Genomic DNA, 16,961 nt, shown 5'->3' with positions numbered 1-16,961 from the left:
CCGGCGCTCCGGCGACGGTCCGCCCGTCAGCGGGCGCCCGGCTTGAGGGCGGAACCCGAGAAGCGCCCGGCATCGATCTCGGCCGGGCCGCGGGGCTGGAACCGGGCGGCGACCGCGTCGGCCGGCGCGGCGACGAGCCCGGCGGGCAGCGCGCCGCGCAGCGTCGTCCGGGTCTCGGAGAGCCGGACGCCGCCGCGCGGGGAGGCGGCCGGGTCCGCCGCGGCCGCGAACAGCGCGCGCAGCTGCGCCTTCGCGTCGCCCGCCGCGGCCTCCGCGGCCGGGGAGCGCGCCGGTCGCGCCGGCAGGAGCGGCCCGAGGGCCGCCGGATCCGCGGAGGCCACCTGGACCGCGGCCGGCCGCGGCGGCGGCAGCGGCACGGCCACGAGGGCCTCGGCGAGGCCGGCGAATTCCACCGGGCGGCGCGGCGGCAGGGGGGCGCCGGCCGGCTCGGCCGCGGCCGGTTCCGGCGCGGCGGCCGCGCTCGCCGGGGCGGGCGCGGGCGGCGGGACGGCCGCCACCGGCGCGGGCGCGGGCGCGGCCGGGGGCGGCGGGCGCAGCAGCGCGGCGCGCGGGTCCGGCACCGGCGCGTAGGCCATGACCCCGCGGGTGCCGGCATCGTCCGCCGCCGCGCTCGCGAGGGCCACCGGGCGCACCCGGGCGGGGGCGGGAGGCGGCGCGGCCCCGCCGGCGGGCTTCGCCCCGCCGAACAGCATGCTGAAGAACTGCCCGATCACGCTCGGGCTGTCCTCCTCGTCGAGGGCGGCGACCGCTTGGCTGTAGCCCATCACCGAGCCGCCGCGGGCGAGGATCTCGGCCTTCGCCACCTCGTAGCCCGGCATCTGGCGGCCGTCCCGCGGCAGGTGGACGGTGCGGCCGTCCGGGAACAGGCGGGCGAGTTGGTCGTAGGGCATGCGCGGCCAGGAGCGCACCGAGCCGACGTCGAGATGCACGAAGGGATTGTAGGCGTGCGGGTACCAGCCGACGCCGCCGCGCTGCATCCGCATGCCGATCTCGCGGACCTGATCGACCGACACGTCGGACAGGTAGAAGTCCATCGCCTTGCCGAGCATGTGCTGGCTGTGCTCGGCGACGGCGCGGGAGCGGCGCCGCAGGGCGGCGTTGGTCTGCGGCGAGCGGTAGGCCGAGACCACGTGGATCGCGTCCTGCGAGCCGGTGGCGCGGTGCGCCTCCCAGACCACGTCGAAGAGCCGCGGATCCATCCGGGTCGGCTGGTCGATGCGCCAGTCGCGCAGGAGCCAGTTGAGCTGCTCCAGGGCGGCCCGGTCGTAGCGGCCATCGCGCTTGAACGTGACGGTCGCGCTCTCCTTGGTGTGCTCGTGGAAGATGGTGATCGTGCGGGTGTCGCCGTTGGCCACCGCGTCCTGGGTGCCGCGCGTGCCGCCGAGCAGGCCCGCCGCCACCGCGGCGGCGACGAGGCCGGTCCGGCGCAGGGCCCGTCGCGGCGTCTCGCAGCGGAGCCGGGCCTCACGGGAAGTCGCCGCCGGTCGGCGGCTGGTCCGCTGCGCTCGCACGTTCGTCTCCGCCCCCGCCGATGCCGCCGTCGCGGCCGCCATGGTGAACGCAGGGTTACCCATAACCGTGAACGGACGGTTACCGGCGCCCCGCGCCGCATTGGTCGCGAGGGGTAAGGCTTAACCGTGGCGAAAATCGGCCGGGGCGCGGGACCTCACCACCAGCCCGACGAGGGGGGCGCCGGGGGCGGCGCGAAGTCGTCGGGGGCCGGCTGGACGACCCGCGGATCCGCGGTGACGAGGGGCCGGCTGCGCCGGGGTGCCTGGGTGGCGACCCGGGGCGCGGGCGCCGCGAGGCGCGGGGCGTGCGCGTCCCGGACCGGCCGGGCGTCGCGCGCCGGAGCCGGCGCCTGCGCGGGCAGCGCCCGGACCTTCGCCTTCTCCTTCTCCCGCTTCAGGGCCTCCGGCGAGGGCGGCAGCGCCTCGTTCGAGAGGCCGAGCGCCACCTTCACGCGGGCATTGATGCCGTAGAGGTCCTCGGCCTCGCGCAGGCCGCCCGCCTCGTCGGCGACGAGGGTGAAGTAGGCGAGGTGGACCGGGAGCTTCTCGGGCAGCATGACGGTGCGCTCGCCCTTGCCGATCAGCTTCTTCAGCCGCTCGGTCGGCCAGGTCGGGCCGAGCACCACCTCGGCGAAGCGGAACGGATCGTCCACCCGCACGCAGCCGTGGCTGAGCGCCCGGGCGCCGCGCGCGAAGAGCGTGCGGTTGGGCGTGTCGTGCAGGTAGACCGCGTGCTCGTTCGGGAACATGAACTTGATGAAGCCGAGGGCGTTGCGCTCGCCCGGCGGCTGGCGCACCGCGATGCTGTTGCCCTTGCGCACGACCTGGTAGCCGAGGCGCGCCGCGTAGCTCGGGTCGCGGGCGAGCCGCGGCAGGAACTCGTTCTTGAGGATCGAGGGCGGCACGTTCCAGGACGGATTGACCACCGCGTAGCTCATCTCGCCCGAGAAGATCGGGGTCGGCGAATCGGGCTTGCCGACGATGACCCGCGCCTCGTCGACGACGCGGCCGCCCTCCATCACCCGCACCTTGAGGTCGGGGATGTTGACCCAGACGTATTTCCGCCCGAGCTCGGCCGGCAGCCAGCGCCAGCGCTCCATGTTGGCGAGGAGGTCGGCCTCCTGCCGCCCGGGCGACGGGCCGGCCAGCGCCGCGACGGTGCGCGGATCGAGGATGCCGGTCGCGGCGAGGCCGCGCTCGCGCTGGAAGCGTTCGATGGCGCCGGCCACGGCCGCATCGTAGGCGGTGGCGTCGTCGGCGCTGCCGAGCCCGAACCGGGCCCGGATCAGCGGCACGCGGGCGTCGCGCATGCCGGGCTTGAGCACCGGCCCCTTCGGCAGCCGCACCATCGGCACCGCGCCGCCGGGCTGGCGGGCGCGCAGGGCCGCGAGCCGCGCCTTCAGGGCGAGGTAGCCGGGCTGGGCCGGGTTGTAGGCGTGCAGGAGCGCGTCCGCGCCGGCCCCGGCCGTGGCGAGTTTCGGCAGCACCGCGTCGGCGAGGGGCAGGTCGAGCTTCGGCGTGATCAGGCGCGACAGGCGTGGCGGGTCGAGGCGCCCGCCGCGGGCGTCCCGCGCGTAGAGGGCGGCGGCGGCCGAGAGCCGAAGCTCCGCGTCGGCGAGGTCCGCCGGGCTCGCCGTCGGCACGCCGAGGGCCGGCACCGGGTAGTCCAGGGGATCGAGCCCGTCCTCCGCGGCGGCGCCGAGCCGCGCGATCACCGCCCTGGCGGCCTCCGTCCAGGCGCGATCGACGATCCAGATCGGCTTGAACGCTCCGAGCGCGTAGAAGGCCTGCAGCGCCTCCCGCTCCCTGCGGCCGAAGCGGCGCAGGAGCGTCAGGTTCGGCTCCGCGAGCTTGGTGGCGATCGCCGCCGCGACCGGATCGTCCGGGAGCGGCGGCTTGGCGGCCTCGACGGCCGGCGCCTCGGGGGCGGGCGCCGGGGCGACGGGCGCCTCGGCGGCGGGTGCCGGGGCGGCGGGCGCCGGGGCGGCGGGCGCCGCCGGGGTGGCCGCGCCGGGCGCGGTCGCCGGTTGGGACGCGTCCTGGGCCCGCGCGCCGGCGAGGCCCGCGGCTCCCGCCATCAGCACCGCGAGGAGCGCGGCGGCCCTGCGCCTGGGGAGCATGCTCATCTCCTGGAGCGCGTGGCCAGCCCCCCGGCCGCGCGAAGTCGTCTCAACCGACACTTAAGCTAACGGACGCCCCCGAACAGGGCGTGCCCTCGCACACATGCCACTCGGTCCCGGTATGGAACACTCGTGCGGCGCCAGAAAGGCGCTGCGGTGCCGGAAAGGCGCCCCCGGGTATCAGGCCGCGTCCTCCGCCTTGTCCTCGTCGATCCCGAGATCCTTGAGCTTGCGGTAGAGGGTCGAGCGGCCGATGCCGAGGCGGCGGGAGACCTCGGACATCCGCCCGCGGTAGAATTGCAGGGCGTAGCGGATGATCTCGCCCTCCAGCCCCTCCATGGTCTTCATCTCCCCGGTCTCCTCGGCGACGAGGGAGATCGCGTGCGGATCGCGCACTTCGACCCGGACGATCTCGCGCAGGGGCGCCGCGCTCGCCACCGCCTCCGGCAGGCTCGGGGCGGCGGGGATGCGCACCTCGAAACCGTCGACCTGGGCGGCGATCTGCGGGAACTCCGCCACGGTGAGTTCGTCGCCGTCGGCCAGGACCACGGCGCGGAAGAGCGCGTTCTCGAGCTGGCGGACGTTGCCGGGCCACTCGTAGCGGGTGAGCAGCGCCATCGCCTCGGCGGTGATGCCCCGCACCCGCTTGCCCTCCTCCGCGGCGAAGCGCGCGCAGAAGGAGCGGGCGAGGTCCGGGATGTCCTCCCGGCGCGCCCGCAGGGGCGGCAGCGTCATCGGGAAGACGTTGAGCCGGTAGTAGAGGTCCTCGCGGAACCTCCCCTGCTTCACGAGGTCGAGCAGCGAGCGGTTGGTGGCCGAGATCAGCCTGATGTCGACCCGCACGCTCTTGCGCCCGCCGACCGGGTCGACCTCGCCCTCCTGTAGGGCGCGCAGCAGCTTCACCTGGGCGTCGAGGGGCAATTCGCCGATCTCGTCGAGAAACAGGGTGCCGCCCGACGCTTCCACGAACTTGCCGACATGGCGCTCGGTGGCGCCCGTGAACGCCCCCTTCTCGTGGCCGAACAGCGTCGATTCGACGAGGTTGTCGGGGATCGCCCCGCAATTGACCGTGACGAAGGGCTTGCCCCTGCGCTCGCCCGAGCCCTGGATGGCGCGGGCCAGCACCTCCTTGCCGACGCCCGACTCGCCCTCGATCAGCACCGGGATGTTCGACTTCGCGGCCCGCTCGGCGAGCCGGATCACCCGCCCCATGTCGGGGCTCTTCGAGGTCAGGTCCTTGAAGCTCAGCGCCCCCGAGGCCCGGCGCCGCATGCGCCGGATCTCGTCCTGGAGCTGGTCCACCTGGAGGGCGTTCTTGATCGAGACCTGCAGGCGCTCGGCGCCCGCGGGCTTGACCACGAAGTCGGTCGCGCCCGCGCGCATCGCCGTGACCACGGCGTCGATCGAGCCGTTCGCGGTCTGGACGATCACCGGGACGTCGAGCCCGGCCTTGCGCATCTCGGCCAGCACGCCGAGGCCGTCGAGGCCGCCCGGCATGACGAGGTCGAGGAGCACCACGTCGACGCGGGTGTCGGGCGCGCGCAGGACCGCGAGCGCGGCCTCGCCGCCCTCCGCCACGGCGGCCTCGAAGCCCAGGCGCCGCACCATCGCCTCGGCGAGGCGACGCTGCACCGGATCATCATCGACGATGAGCACCGTGGTCGACATCCGGGTCCTTTCGGGTTCTGCGACGACGGCGGGTCCCGGCGGAGCCTCGGCCCGCCCGACCGCCCGCCCGAGCGAATCGCGTGGTTGTTTCGTTTCGAGCCGGATGCTCGCCCACAACCGTAAAGTGGCGCTTAACGCCAACAAACCGTTGCCGTTGCGACACGCCGGGCGGCCCCCCGGGCCCGTTCACCCGATTGGGAGGAGCGCTCGGTTGATCGCGGGGGCGAGGCTGCCGATATGACGGCGTTGTCTGTGAGAACCCTGAGAGGACGCGAAGCCATGTCGACCCGAGCCGCGGTGCCGTCGGAAGGTTCCTTGAGCACGGCCCAGGCGACGGCCCGCGCCGTCGATCTCGGGCCGCTGCCGGAGTGGGACCTCTCGGATCTCTACGCGGGCCTCGACGACCCGGCCTTCGCCCGCGACCTCGCCCGCGCCGAGGCGGAGTGCCGGAGCTTCGCCGAGACCTATCGGGGCCGCGTCGCCGCGCTGGCGGGCGGGGAGGGCGCCGCCGACCAGCTCGGCACGGCGGTGGCCGCCTACGAGGCCATCGAGGACCTCATGGGCCGGCTGATGTCCTTCGCGGGCCTCGTCTATTCGGGCAACACGACCGACCCCGTCCGCGCCAAGTTCTACGGCGACACCCAGGAGCGCCTGACCGCCGCGTCGAGCGACCTCCTGTTCTTCACGCTCGAACTGAACCGGGTGCCGGACGCGGACATCGACGCCGCCGCCGCCCTGCCGCCGCTCGCCCGCTACCGACCCTGGCTGGAGGATATTCGCCGCGAGAAGCCCCACCAGCTCTCCGACGACCTCGAGAAGCTGCTGCTGGAGAAGTCGGTGACCGGCCGGTCGGCCTGGAACCGGCTCTTCGACGAGACCATCGCCTCCCTGCGCTTCCCCCTGCGCGGCGAGCAGCTGACCCTGGAGCCGACCCTCAACAAGCTCCAGGACGCCGACGAGGGCCTGCGCCGCGACGCCGCCGAGGCCCTGAGCGGGGTGTTCCGGGCGAACCTGCGCGTCTTCACCCTGATCACCAACACGCTCGCCAAGGACAAGGAGATCTCGGACCGCTGGCGGCGCTTCGGCGACGTGGCGGATTCGCGCCACCTCGCCAACCGCGTCGAGCCCGAGGTGGTGGCCGCCCTGGTCGAGGCGGTGACGGCGGCCTATCCGCGCCTCTCGCACCGCTACTACCGGCTGAAGGCCCGCTGGTTCCAGCGCGACAGCCTCGCCTACTGGGACCGCAACGCGCCCCTGCCGAAGGTCGAGCAGCGCACGATTCCCTGGGCCGAGGCCCGCGAGACCGTGCTCTCCGCCTACGGCGCCTTCTCGCCCCGGATGGCCGAGATCGCCCGCACCTTCTTCGAGGGCGGCTGGATCGACGCGCCGGTGCGCCCCGGCAAGGCCCCGGGCGCCTTCGCGCACCCGACCGTGCCCTCCGCCCATCCCTACGTGCTGGTGAACTACCAGGGCAAGCCGCGCGACGTGATGACCCTCGCCCACGAACTCGGGCACGGCGTCCACCAGGTGCTGGCGGCCGGGAACGGCGCCCTGATGGCCCCGACCCCGCTGACGCTCGCCGAGACCGCGAGCGTGTTCGGCGAGATGCTGACCTTCCGCCGCGTCCTCGACGCCACCCGGGAGCCGCATCAGCGCCGGGCGCTCCTCGCCGCCAAGGTGGAGGACATGATCAACACGGTGGTGCGCCAGATCGCCTTCTACGTCTTCGAGCGCCGGCTCCACCTCGCGCGCCGGGACGGCGAACTCACGGCCGAGCAGATCTGCGCGCTGTGGATGTCGGTCCAGGCCGAGAGCCTCGGGCCGGCGATCCGCCTCGACGAGGGCTACGAGCCGTTCTGGGCCTACATCCCGCACTTCATCCACTCGCCGTTCTACGTCTACGCCTACGCCTTCGGCGATTGCCTGGTGAACTCCCTGTACGGGGTCTACCAGCGAGCCGAGGAGGGCTTCGTCGCGCGCTACTTCGCGCTGCTCTCGGCCGGCGGCACCAAGCCCTACGGCGAACTCCTGGCGCCCTTCGGGCTCGATGCCCGCGACCCCTCCTTCTGGCAGATCGGCCTCTCGATGATCGAGGGCATGATCGCCGAGCTCGAAGCCATGGAGGCGTGAGGCGCCCCCGCCGCGAGAACATGATTGCCGCTTTTTCCCTAAATCGGGAGATAATGCGCGGCGGCCGCGTTATAACAGGGCAGGGCCTCGACGGACTCCAGGGCCGAGCTCGGTCGCGAAACCGGGGCTGGAATCTGCGCGGCGGGGGGACTAGGTCGTTCGGAGCAGGCCGGAATGGGCCGCCGATCTGTCTCCGGTTGGGCACGGGTGCGGAAATACTTGGCGACGCCCTCCAAATGGTCTTGACCGCGAGGGGCCGAATGGAGGATCGGAGTCTTCCGTAGAGACAGAACGGCGGTCGTCCCTGCGAACGCGAATGGTCACGCCCCGCTCTCCTCGCCTGCGGGCCGCGGACGAACCGGATCGGACCACCATGGATTACACGTATCAGGACGGGCGCCTTCAGATCCGTCGCACCGACGACGAGAAACGGCCGATCCTGCAGCGCCTGAAGCGGATCGAGGGCCAGGTGCGCGGGCTCCAGGCCATGGTCACCGAGGACCGCTACTGCCTGGACGAGGTCCAGCAGATGAACGCGATCACGGCGGCCGTGCGCGAGGCGGCGCTCCAGCTCATCAGCGACCACCTCGATGCGTCCGTGAACTACGCGGTGCGCAGCAACGACCGCGACGGGGCGGTGGAGGAGATGATCCGCGTCCTGCGCAGCGCCCTGCGCCAATCCTGACGGGCCGGTGCGACCTTCCCGCCCGGTGGCCTAGCGGGACCGGGGCGGGGGCTTATCTGAGAGCCGTCCAGCGCGTCCCGAGCCCCTGCATGTCCGCCTCCGATACCGAAGCCAACCGCTTCTCCGCCCGCGCCGCCCGCTACGCCCGGGTCGGCGCCAATATGGGGGGCGTGGCGGCCCGGATGGCCGGTGCGCGCCTCCTCGGCCTCAAGGGCGAGGACCTCTCGAACGCCGCCGCCCTCGCCCAGGCGCTCGGCGGCCTCAAGGGCCCGATCATGAAGGTGGCGCAGCTCCTCGCCACCGTGCCGGACCTGCTGCCGCCCGAATACGCCCAGGAGCTGCAGAAGCTGCAATCCGAGGCGCCCCCGATGGGGGCGGCCTTCGTGAAGCGCCGCATGGCCGCGGAGCTCGGCCCCGACTGGCAGGGCCGCTTCGCGAGCTTCGACCTGCGGCCCGCCGCGGCCGCCTCCCTGGGCCAGGTCCACCGCGCGGTGAGCCGCGAGGGCGAGGCCCTCGCCTGCAAGCTGCAGTATCCAGACATGCAATCCGCCGTGGAGGCGGACCTGAAGCAGCTCGAAATGGCCTTCGCGCTGCACCGGCGCCTGCGCGTGGCCATCGACACCCGCGAGATCGCCAAGGAGATCGGCGACCGGGTGCGCGAGGAGCTCGACTACCAGCGCGAGGCCAAGCACGCCGCCCTCTACGCCGAGGTGCTGCGCGACATGCCGAACGTGCGGGTGCCGGTGGCGCATCCGGCCCTCTCGACGAAGCGCCTGCTGACCCTCGGCTGGCTCGACGGCGAGAAGATCCTGACCTACGCGCAGGCGCCCCTCGACATCCGCAACCGCCTCGCCCACGCAATGTTCAAGGCGTGGTGGCATCCCTTCAGCCGCGCCGCGGTGATCCACGGCGATCCGCACCTGGGCAATTACACGGTCTTCTCGGAAGGGGGCGAGCCGGCGGGCATCAACCTGCTCGATTACGGCTGCATCCGGATCTTCCATCCCCGCTTCGTCGGCGGCGTGGTCGACCTCTACCGGGGCCTGCTGCACGGCGACCAGGACCGCATCGTCCACGCCTACGAGAGCTGGGGCTTCAAGCGGCTGAACCGCGAGCTGATCGACATCCTCAACATCTGGGCGAAGTTCATCTACGGCCCGCTGCTGGAGGACCGGGTGCGCACGGTGGCGGACGGGGTGAAGCCCGGCGAGTACGGCCGGCGCCAGGCCTTCGAGGTCCACCGCGCCCTCAAGGAGCGCGGCCCGGTGACGGTGCCGCGCGAATTCGTGTTCATGGACCGGGCGGCGGTCGGGCTCGGCGCCGTCTTCCTGCACCTGCGCTCCGAGCTGAACTATCACCGCCTGTTCGAGGCCGAGATCGACCGCTTCTCCCTCGACGACCTCGCCTCGCGGCAGAGGGTGGTGCTCGACGCGGCCGGCCTGCCGCTGCCGGCGTGAGGGGCCCGGCTCCCGCCGGGCCCGGGACCGCCTCACCCGAATGGCGAGGGTGCCCTTCGCCCATCGCGCATTGCGGCGACCCTGACCATGCGCTAAAGCGCGACCAAACATCCAAGAAGACCGGGGCCCCGCAGCATGGCTAGCACCAACCACGCCTCCAACGACGCCTACGGTCCCTCGATGGACGGCTCCACCCACGAGGCGACCTATCGCGGCTTCGTGCGCTTCGTGGAGATCGCCACCACCGTGGTGATCTGCTGGGTGCTCTCGCTCGCCATCGGCGGCGTGCGCGAGGCGTGGCTCACCGCGATCTTCGGCGTCGTGATCTCGGGCGTGGCCGGCGCCGTCGGGGCCCTCGCCCCGGCCCTCGGCTGGCGCTCGCCGGCCGCCGTGGCGGTGCTGCTGGCGATTTTGCTCGCGCTCTACTGACGCCCCGCACCGAGTTCGGACGACACCGGGCCGCCGCCTCGCGACGAGGCGGCGGCCTTTACCATTGTGCGACACCGTCTCTGCCGCTTTCAAACCCGATGAAAATCCACTAGAGGCGATCTTAGCGGGAGGAATCAGCTTCACGGTTGTGTGGGTCTCCCCTCGGTGCCGGCGTCGCCGGCGGCCGCTCTCCACACGCGACCGAAGGGTGGATGGATGCGGATCGCGGTGCTATCGGAGACCGACCCGGCGGAGCCGCGCGTCGCGGCGATCCCCGAGACGGTCAAGAAATTCAAAGCTCTCGGCGCCGACGTGACGGTCCAGGCCGGGGCGGGGGGCAGGGCGGGGCTTCCCGACGGCGAGTTCGAGGCCGCCGGCGCCACGATCGCGCCGGACGCGGCGGTCGCCGCGCGGGACGCCGACATCGTGCTGCGGGTGCGCAGGCCCGCCGCCGAGGAGCTGCCGGTTCTCAGGCGCGGCTCCCTCGTGGTCGGCATCATGGATCCCTACGGCCACGAGGCCGAGGTGAAGGCCATGGCGGATGCGGGCGTCGCCGCCATCGCCATGGAGCTGATGCCGCGCATCACCCGCGCCCAGGTCATGGACGTCCTGTCGAGCCAGGCCAACCTCGCCGGCTACCGGGCGGTGGTCGACGGCGCCGCCGTCTACGGCCGGGCGCTGCCCATGATGATGACCGCCGCCGGCACCGTGCCGGCCGCCCGCATCTTCGTGATGGGGGCGGGCGTCGCGGGCCTGCAGGCGATCGCCACGGCCCGGCGCATGGGCGCCGTCGTCACCGCGACCGACGTGCGGCCCGCCGCCAAGGAGCAGGTCGAATCCCTCGGCGCCAAGTTCGTCGCGGTCGAGGACGAGGAGTTCAAGCAGGCCGAGACCGCGGGCGGCTACGCCAAGGAGATGTCGGCCGAGTACCGCCGCAAGCAGGCCGAGCTGGTGGCGAGCCACATCGCCAAGCAGGACATCGTCATCACCACGGCGCTGATCCCGGGCCGCCCGGCCCCGCGCCTCGTCACCGCCGACATGATCGCCTCCATGCGGCCCGGGGCGGTGCTGGTCGACCTCGCCATCGAGCGCGGCGGCAACGTGGAGGGCGCCAGGGCCGACGAGATCGTCGAGACCCCGAACGGCGTGAAGATCGTGGCCTACGCCAACGTGCCGGGCCGCCTCGCCGCCACCTCGTCGAGCCTCTACGCGCGCAACCTCTACGCCTTCGTCGAGACCCTGATCGACAAGGCCTCGAAGAGCCTCGCCGTGAAGTGGGACGACGAACTCGTCAAGGCGACCTGCCTGACGCGCGACGGCGCCGTCGTCCACCCGAACTTCCAGCCCAAAGCCTGATCCTCGCGGAGACCGTCATGGCCACGCTTCCCCCAGACCAGGCGGCCGAGCAGGCGCGCGCGGCGGCCGCCGCCGCCCGCACCGCCGCCGACATCGCCGCCAAGGCCGCCGACCAGGCCCAGGCCATCGCCGACGCGGCCGGCCACGGCATCGCCGCCGCCACCCACGGTGCGGTCGACCCGACCGTGTTCCGCCTCGCCATCTTCGTGCTGGCGATCTTCGTCGGCTACTACGTGGTGTGGTCGGTGACCCCGGCCCTTCACACCCCGCTCATGTCCGTCACCAACGCGATCTCCTCGGTGATCGTGGTCGGCGCGCTCCTCGCGGTGGGCGTCCCGCTCGTCGAGAAGGGCACCGGCGTCGCACGCTTCTTCGGCTTCCTCGGCCTCGTCTTCGCGAGCGTGAACATCTTCGGCGGATTCCTCGTCACCCAACGCATGCTCGCCATGTACAAGAAGAAGGCGTGACGCGATGTCGGAGAACGTATCGTCCCTTCTCTACATCGTCGCCGGCGTCCTGTTCATCATGGCGCTGCGGGGCCTCTCGCACCCGACCACGTCGCGGCAGGGCAACCTGTACGGCATGATCGGCATGGGCATCGCGATCCTGACCACGCTGATCGGCCATCCGCCGGCGGGGATCGGGGCGTGGTTCCTGGTGCTGCTCGGCCTCGGGATCGGCGGCGGCGCCGGCGCGGTGATCGCCCGGCGCGTGCCGATGACGGCGATGCCGCAGCTCGTCGCGGCCTTCCACTCGCTCGTCGGCCTCGCGGCCGTGGCGGTGGCGGCGGGCGCCCTCTACGCGCCCCAGGCCTTCGGCATCCTGGAAGGCGGCCACATCCACAAGCAATCCCTGTTCGAGATGGGGCTCGGCGTCGCCATCGGCGCCATCACCTTCACGGGCTCGGTGATCGCCTTCCTGAAGCTCGACGGGCGCATGTCGGGCAAGCCGATCATGCTGCCGCAGCGGCACGCGATCAACATCGCGCTCGGCCTCCTGCTGCTCGGCCTCCTCGCCGCCTTCATCGGCGGCGAGAGCAAGGTCGTGTTCTGGCTGATCGTGCTCCTGTCCTTCGCGCTGGGCGGGCTCCTGATCATCCCGATCGGCGGCGCCGACATGCCGGTCGTGGTCTCGATGCTCAACTCCTACTCGGGCTGGGCGGCCGCGGGCATCGGCTTCACGCTGGGCAACCTCGCGCTGATCATCACCGGGTCGCTGGTCGGCTCGTCGGGCGCGATCCTGTCCTACATCATGTGCCACGCGATGAACCGCTCGTTCATCTCGGTCATCCTCGGCGGCTTCGGCGGGGACAGCGCCGCGGCGGCCGGCGGCAAGGTCGAGACGCGCCCGGTCAAGCAGGGCTCGGCCGACGACGCGGCCTTCATCATGAAGAACGCCGAGAAGGTCATCATCGTGCCGGGCTACGGCATGGCGGTGGCCCAGGCCCAGCACGCCCTGCGCGAGATGGCCGACCAGCTCAAGAAGGAGGGCGTCGAGGTCAAGTACGCCATCCACCCGGTGGCGGGCCGCATGCCGGGCCACATGAACGTGCTGCTCGCCGAGGCCAACGTCCCCTACGACGAGGTCTTCGAGCTGGAGGACATCAACGGCGAGTTCCCGCAGGCCGACGTGGCCTTCGTGATCGGCGCCAACGACGTCACCAACCCGGCCGCCAAGACCGATCCGCAATCGCCGATCTACGGCATGCCGATCCTCGACGTGGAGAAGGCCAAGACCGTGCTGTTCATCAAGCGCGGCATGGGCTCGGGCTACGCGGGCGTCGAGAACGAGGTCTTCTTCCGCGACAACACCATGATGCTGTTCGGCGACGCCAAGAAGGTGGTCGACGACATCGTCAAGAACATGTGAGACGCGATCCGCTTGATCGAAGCGGATCCCGTATCCCAAGCCTGCGCGGCGCCTGAGCGAAGCCCAAATCCGCCCTCCCGAAGGGATCAAGCGGATTTGGTATGACAAGCCCGCGCGGCGCCTGAGCAAAGCCGACATCCGCATCGCGAAGCGATCAACCGGATGTCATGTGAGCCGGCGCCGCGCGCCGCGCCGACCGGGAAGCGGGGCCTCGCGCCCCGCTTTCGCGTTTCCGGGACCTGCCGCGCGCATCGCGCCGCGCGAGTGTCGCGCCGCGGCGGCAGCCGGGCCGGGCGAATCCCGCTAGACTGGTCCGGTGACAGCCCTGATCGACCTTCCCCGCCCGCTCCTCGACGTCCACCGCTCGGTGCTCGGCCGGCCCTGGCGCGAGCGCTGCGCGGACGGCCCGCCCCAGCAGGCGGCCGCGACCATCGCCCAGAGCCACGGCCTGCCGGAGGTGCTGGCGCGGGTGCTGGCCGGGCGGGGCGTCGCGCCGCGGGACGTGCCGCTCTTCCTGGAGCCGCGCCTGCGCGACCTGATGCCGGACCCGGCCGTGCTCCTCGACATGGAGGCGGCCGCCGACCGGCTCGCCCACGCGGTGCTGCGGCGCGAGAAGGTCGCGATCTTCGGCGATTACGACGTCGACGGCGCGGCGAGCGCCGCGCTCCTCGCCGGCGCCCTGCGCGACCTCGGCGTGCCGTACCGGCTCCACATCCCGGACCGGATCACCGAGGGCTACGGGCCGAACGTCGAGGCGGTGCGCGTGCTGGCCGGGGAGGGCGCGCGCCTCCTCGTCACGGTCGATTGCGGCACGGCCGGCCACGCGCCCCTGGCCGAGGCGGCGCGGCTCGGGCTCGACGTGATCGTCCTCGACCATCACGGCGCGCCCGAATCCCTGCCGCCCGCCCGGGCGGTGGTGAATCCGAACCGGCTCGACGACCTCTCGGGCCTCGGCCACCTCTGCGCGGCCGGGGTGGTGTTCCTCACCCTCGTGGCCCTCAAGCGCCGGCTGCGCCGCGACGGCGTCGACCTGCCCGACCTGATGACCGGGCTCGACCTCGTGGCCCTCGCCACCGTGGCGGACGTGGTGCCGCTCGCCGGGCTCAACCGGGCCTTCGTGCGCCAGGGGCTCGCGGTGATGCGGGGCCGCGGGCGCCTCGGCCTCGCGGCCCTCCTCGACGCGGCCGGCCTCGGGGAGCCGCCCCAGGCCTGGCATCTCGGCTTCCTGGTCGGGCCGCGCATCAATGCGGGCGGGCGCATCGGCGACGCGACGCTCGGCGCGCGCCTCCTCCTCTGCGAGGACCCGATCGAGGCGGCCGGCATCGCCGCGCAGCTGGATCAGCTCAACCGCGAGCGGCAGGCGATCGAGGCCGCCGCCGTGGCCGAGGCCGAGGCGCTGACGGCCCTTCGCCTGGAGCGCGAGCCCGACCAGGCGGTCATCGTGACCGGCAGCCCCGACTGGCATCCGGGGGTGGTCGGGCTGATCGCGGCGCGCCTCAAGGAGCGCTTCGGCCGCCCGGCCTTCGCCTTCGCCCTGCGCCAGGACGGCAGCGCGACCGGGTCGGGCCGCTCCATCGTCGGCGCCGATCTCGGGCGGGCGGTGCGCCGCGCCGTCGAGTGCGGCCTCGCCGCCAAGGGCGGGGGCCACGCCATGGCGGCGGGCGTCACCATCGCTGCCGTCGACCTCGACCGGTTCCGCGACGCGCTTGCCCGGGACCTCGCCGCGTCGGTGGGCGAGGCGCGCGCCGCCGAGGCGCTGTTGATCGACGGGACGCTGTCGGCCGGCGGCGTGCAGCCCGACCTGATCGCCGCCCTGGAGCGCGCCGGACCCTTCGGCCAGGGCGCGCCCGAGCCGGTCTTCGCGCTGGCCCGCCACCGCGTCGCCGACGCGCGGATGGTCGGCACCGGGCACGTGAAGGTGCAGCTGCGCGGGCGCGACGGCGTCACGGTCCCGGCCATCGCCTTCCGGGCCGCCGAGGGGCCGCTGGGCCGGTTCCTGCTGCGGGGCATCGGCCGCGACATCCACGCCGCGGGCACGCTCGCCCGCGACCGCTGGCGGGGCAGCGAGCGCGTCCAGCTCCGCCTGTGCGACGCCGCCGAGGCGACCTGAGGTGCTTGACAGGCACAGGGGGGCTCCACCATAAGGACCGCCGTCGACGCCGCGCGCGCCGACCTCGCGGCCTCGCCGCGATGGGGGAATGTCCCGAGCGGCAAAGGGGGCGGACTGTAAATCCGCTGGCTATGCCTTCGTAGGTTCGAGTCCTACTTCCCCCACCATCCATCCTCGTCAAATTCAGGTTTTCCAGCTGCGCCGGAGACTGGCGCGAACTCGGACACGCAGCTGAATTTCGGCGTTGTGCTGCCCTTTCCCTGAGGCCCGCAAACAGCCCCTGCAACCCCGCCGTCTCGGCCCGATCGCCCGCTCCTCGACCGCAGCGTCCGCGCGCGCCGGACCCCGCGCGCCGCGCGAGAGACGGATCTTGAAAAGCGCCTTTCCGGAAGGCGCCCCACGACCGGCCGCAATCAGCCGGCCGTGCCTGGCCAGAACAGCCGCCGCCTACTTGTCGAAGAAAGCCTGCAGCTTCTTCTGATCTTTGGCGGTCGGCAGGGCCAACATGGTAAGAACGCGGGCCTTATCGCCGGAGAGGTCGCCCGCGAAAACTGCACCGACGCTCTGAAGCGTTTTGCCTCCACCCTTGAAGCCGTATACCGGCAGCGCGCGTCCGTTTTCGACCTTCGTCGCCACCACGACAGGAACGCCCTTATCGACTGCGTACTTGATGGCGTCGAGCATGGCCTCGTTCATGTTACCCCAGCCATAAGCTTCAACGACGACGGCCTCAGCCCCCGTGTCAGCCGCGTGTCGCACATAGCTGCCGTCCGCCCCGGCATACATCGCGAGCAGATCGACCCGCGGCAGCCGCTCAGGGAGATCAACGCTCTGCCGACGAGGGCCCGTGTAGTAGTACACGACCTTGTCCTCGTCGACGTAACCGAGAGCACCCACATCTCCGGATGTGAAGGTCTGAACATTGCTGGTGTGGGTTTTCCGAGCGTAGCGGGCGGCGTTGATGTAACTGTTCATCGTGATCGTCACGCCCTTGCCCCTCGAGTCCTCGGCCAGGACCTGCCGGACCGCATTCAGGAGGTTCCGCGGGCCATCGGTGTCCCAGTCGGAGGCGTTCCGCTGTGCGCCGACCGCGACCACCGGCTTCTCGCTCTTGAGCGTCAGGTCCAGGAAGTAGGCGGTCTGGTCGAGGGTGTCCGTCCCATGCGAGATGACGACGCCTTTGACGGTCGGGTCGGCAAGGACCTCCTCGACTTTCTTGGTCAGGTTAGGCCAGCGATCCGGCCCCATGTAGTCGCTTGGAATATTGCTGAATTCCACGACTCGGATATTTGCGATTTCCTTCAGATGCGGTACGGCTGCGACAAGATCCTCGCCGGAGACAGCAGGAACCGGCGCATGCGAGACGGGATCAAGCTTCATCGCAATAGTGCCGCCTGTTGCCACCACGGCGACAGTAGGACGATCTTGTGCAAATGCTGGCGTGATCCAGAGCGTGCCAGCCACAATCAAACTCTGGAATGCACGCTGCGACGGTAGGTGCCTCATCGGGCTTCCTCCCTTTGATTCTCGGAGCTACGGAACGATCGGCTACAATGGAGGCGCTACTCCGCTCCCTCCAGCCGCACTCCTTCTGAGGTGCGCCCG

At 72.1% G+C, this 16,961-nt stretch carries 12 protein-coding genes and 1 tRNA gene; 9 read left to right on the top strand and 4 right to left on the bottom strand.

The features are described from left to right. Positions 1 to 26: 26 nt before the first annotated feature. The 3 genes from M446_RS15085 to M446_RS15075 form a co-directional block, all read right to left on the bottom strand. On the bottom strand, positions 27 to 1,532 hold the full coding sequence (locus M446_RS15085) for a DUF882 domain-containing protein (RefSeq protein WP_012332957.1): 1,506 nt from the start codon (positions 1,530 to 1,532) through the stop codon (positions 27 to 29). A gap of 155 nt (positions 1,533 to 1,687) precedes the next feature. Further along, on the bottom strand, positions 1,688 to 3,652 hold the full coding sequence (locus tag M446_RS15080) for a L,D-transpeptidase family protein (RefSeq protein ID WP_012332956.1): 1,965 nt from the start codon (positions 3,650 to 3,652) through the stop codon (positions 1,688 to 1,690). Between the two features lie 180 nt (positions 3,653 to 3,832). Then, positions 3,833 to 5,320 carry a sigma-54-dependent transcriptional regulator gene (locus M446_RS15075; protein ID WP_012332955.1) on the bottom strand — a complete coding sequence of 496 codons (1,488 nt, stop codon included), beginning with the start codon at positions 5,318 to 5,320 and terminating at the stop codon, positions 3,833 to 3,835. A gap of 279 nt (positions 5,321 to 5,599) precedes the next feature. On the opposite strand from M446_RS15075, the gene M446_RS15070 reads away from it, so the two are divergent. The 9 genes from M446_RS15070 (at position 5,600) to M446_RS15030 (ending at position 15,523) form a co-directional block, all read left to right on the top strand. Then, positions 5,600 to 7,450 carry a M3 family oligoendopeptidase gene (locus tag M446_RS15070; RefSeq protein WP_012332954.1) on the top strand — a complete coding sequence of 617 codons (1,851 nt, stop codon included), beginning with the start codon at positions 5,600 to 5,602 and terminating at the stop codon, positions 7,448 to 7,450. A gap of 373 nt (positions 7,451 to 7,823) precedes the next feature. Continuing rightward, positions 7,824 to 8,135: a metal-sensitive transcriptional regulator gene (locus tag M446_RS15065; RefSeq protein ID WP_012332953.1), complete on the top strand. Its 312-nt coding sequence runs from the start codon at positions 7,824 to 7,826 to the stop codon at positions 8,133 to 8,135. An 89-nt stretch (positions 8,136 to 8,224) separates the two neighbouring features. Then, positions 8,225 to 9,592, top strand: a complete 1,368-nt coding sequence (locus tag M446_RS15060; protein ID WP_012332952.1) for an ABC1 kinase family protein — start codon at positions 8,225 to 8,227, stop codon at positions 9,590 to 9,592. 135 nt (positions 9,593 to 9,727) lie between these two features. Beyond that, positions 9,728 to 10,021: an aa3-type cytochrome c oxidase subunit IV gene (locus M446_RS15055; protein WP_012332951.1), complete on the top strand. Its 294-nt coding sequence runs from the start codon at positions 9,728 to 9,730 to the stop codon at positions 10,019 to 10,021. A gap of 216 nt (positions 10,022 to 10,237) precedes the next feature. After that, entirely contained in the window at positions 10,238 to 11,377 is a 1,140-nt protein-coding gene (locus M446_RS15050) for a Re/Si-specific NAD(P)(+) transhydrogenase subunit alpha (RefSeq protein ID WP_012332950.1), read from the top strand. Between the two features lie 17 nt (positions 11,378 to 11,394). Beyond that, positions 11,395 to 11,844, top strand: a complete 450-nt coding sequence (locus tag M446_RS15045) for a proton-translocating transhydrogenase family protein (protein WP_012332949.1) — start codon at positions 11,395 to 11,397, stop codon at positions 11,842 to 11,844. A gap of 4 nt (positions 11,845 to 11,848) precedes the next feature. Further along, complete coding sequence (locus M446_RS15040; RefSeq protein ID WP_012332948.1) at positions 11,849 to 13,246, top strand: NAD(P)(+) transhydrogenase (Re/Si-specific) subunit beta; 1,398 nt, start codon at positions 11,849 to 11,851, stop codon at positions 13,244 to 13,246. Between the two features lie 316 nt (positions 13,247 to 13,562). Further along, the gene (recJ, locus tag M446_RS15035) at positions 13,563 to 15,356 is read left to right on the top strand and encodes a single-stranded-DNA-specific exonuclease RecJ (RefSeq protein WP_012332947.1); all 1,794 of its coding nucleotides are present in this window, start codon (positions 13,563 to 13,565) and stop codon (positions 15,354 to 15,356) included. An 82-nt stretch (positions 15,357 to 15,438) separates the two neighbouring features. Beyond that, positions 15,439 to 15,523, top strand: a tRNA-Tyr gene (locus M446_RS15030). 280 nt (positions 15,524 to 15,803) lie between these two features. On the opposite strand, the gene M446_RS15025 is transcribed toward M446_RS15030, so the two are convergent. Further along, entirely contained in the window at positions 15,804 to 16,862 is a 1,059-nt protein-coding gene (locus M446_RS15025) for an asparaginase (RefSeq protein WP_012332946.1), read from the bottom strand. Positions 16,863 to 16,961 lie beyond the last annotated feature (99 nt).

The sequence above is a fragment of the Methylobacterium sp. 4-46 genome (assembly GCF_000019365.1).
In the GTDB taxonomy this organism is placed as follows: domain Bacteria; phylum Pseudomonadota; class Alphaproteobacteria; order Rhizobiales; family Beijerinckiaceae; genus Methylobacterium.
Note: the sequence above shows the minus strand (reverse complement) of the source record. Positions and strands in the feature narration are given on the sequence as shown.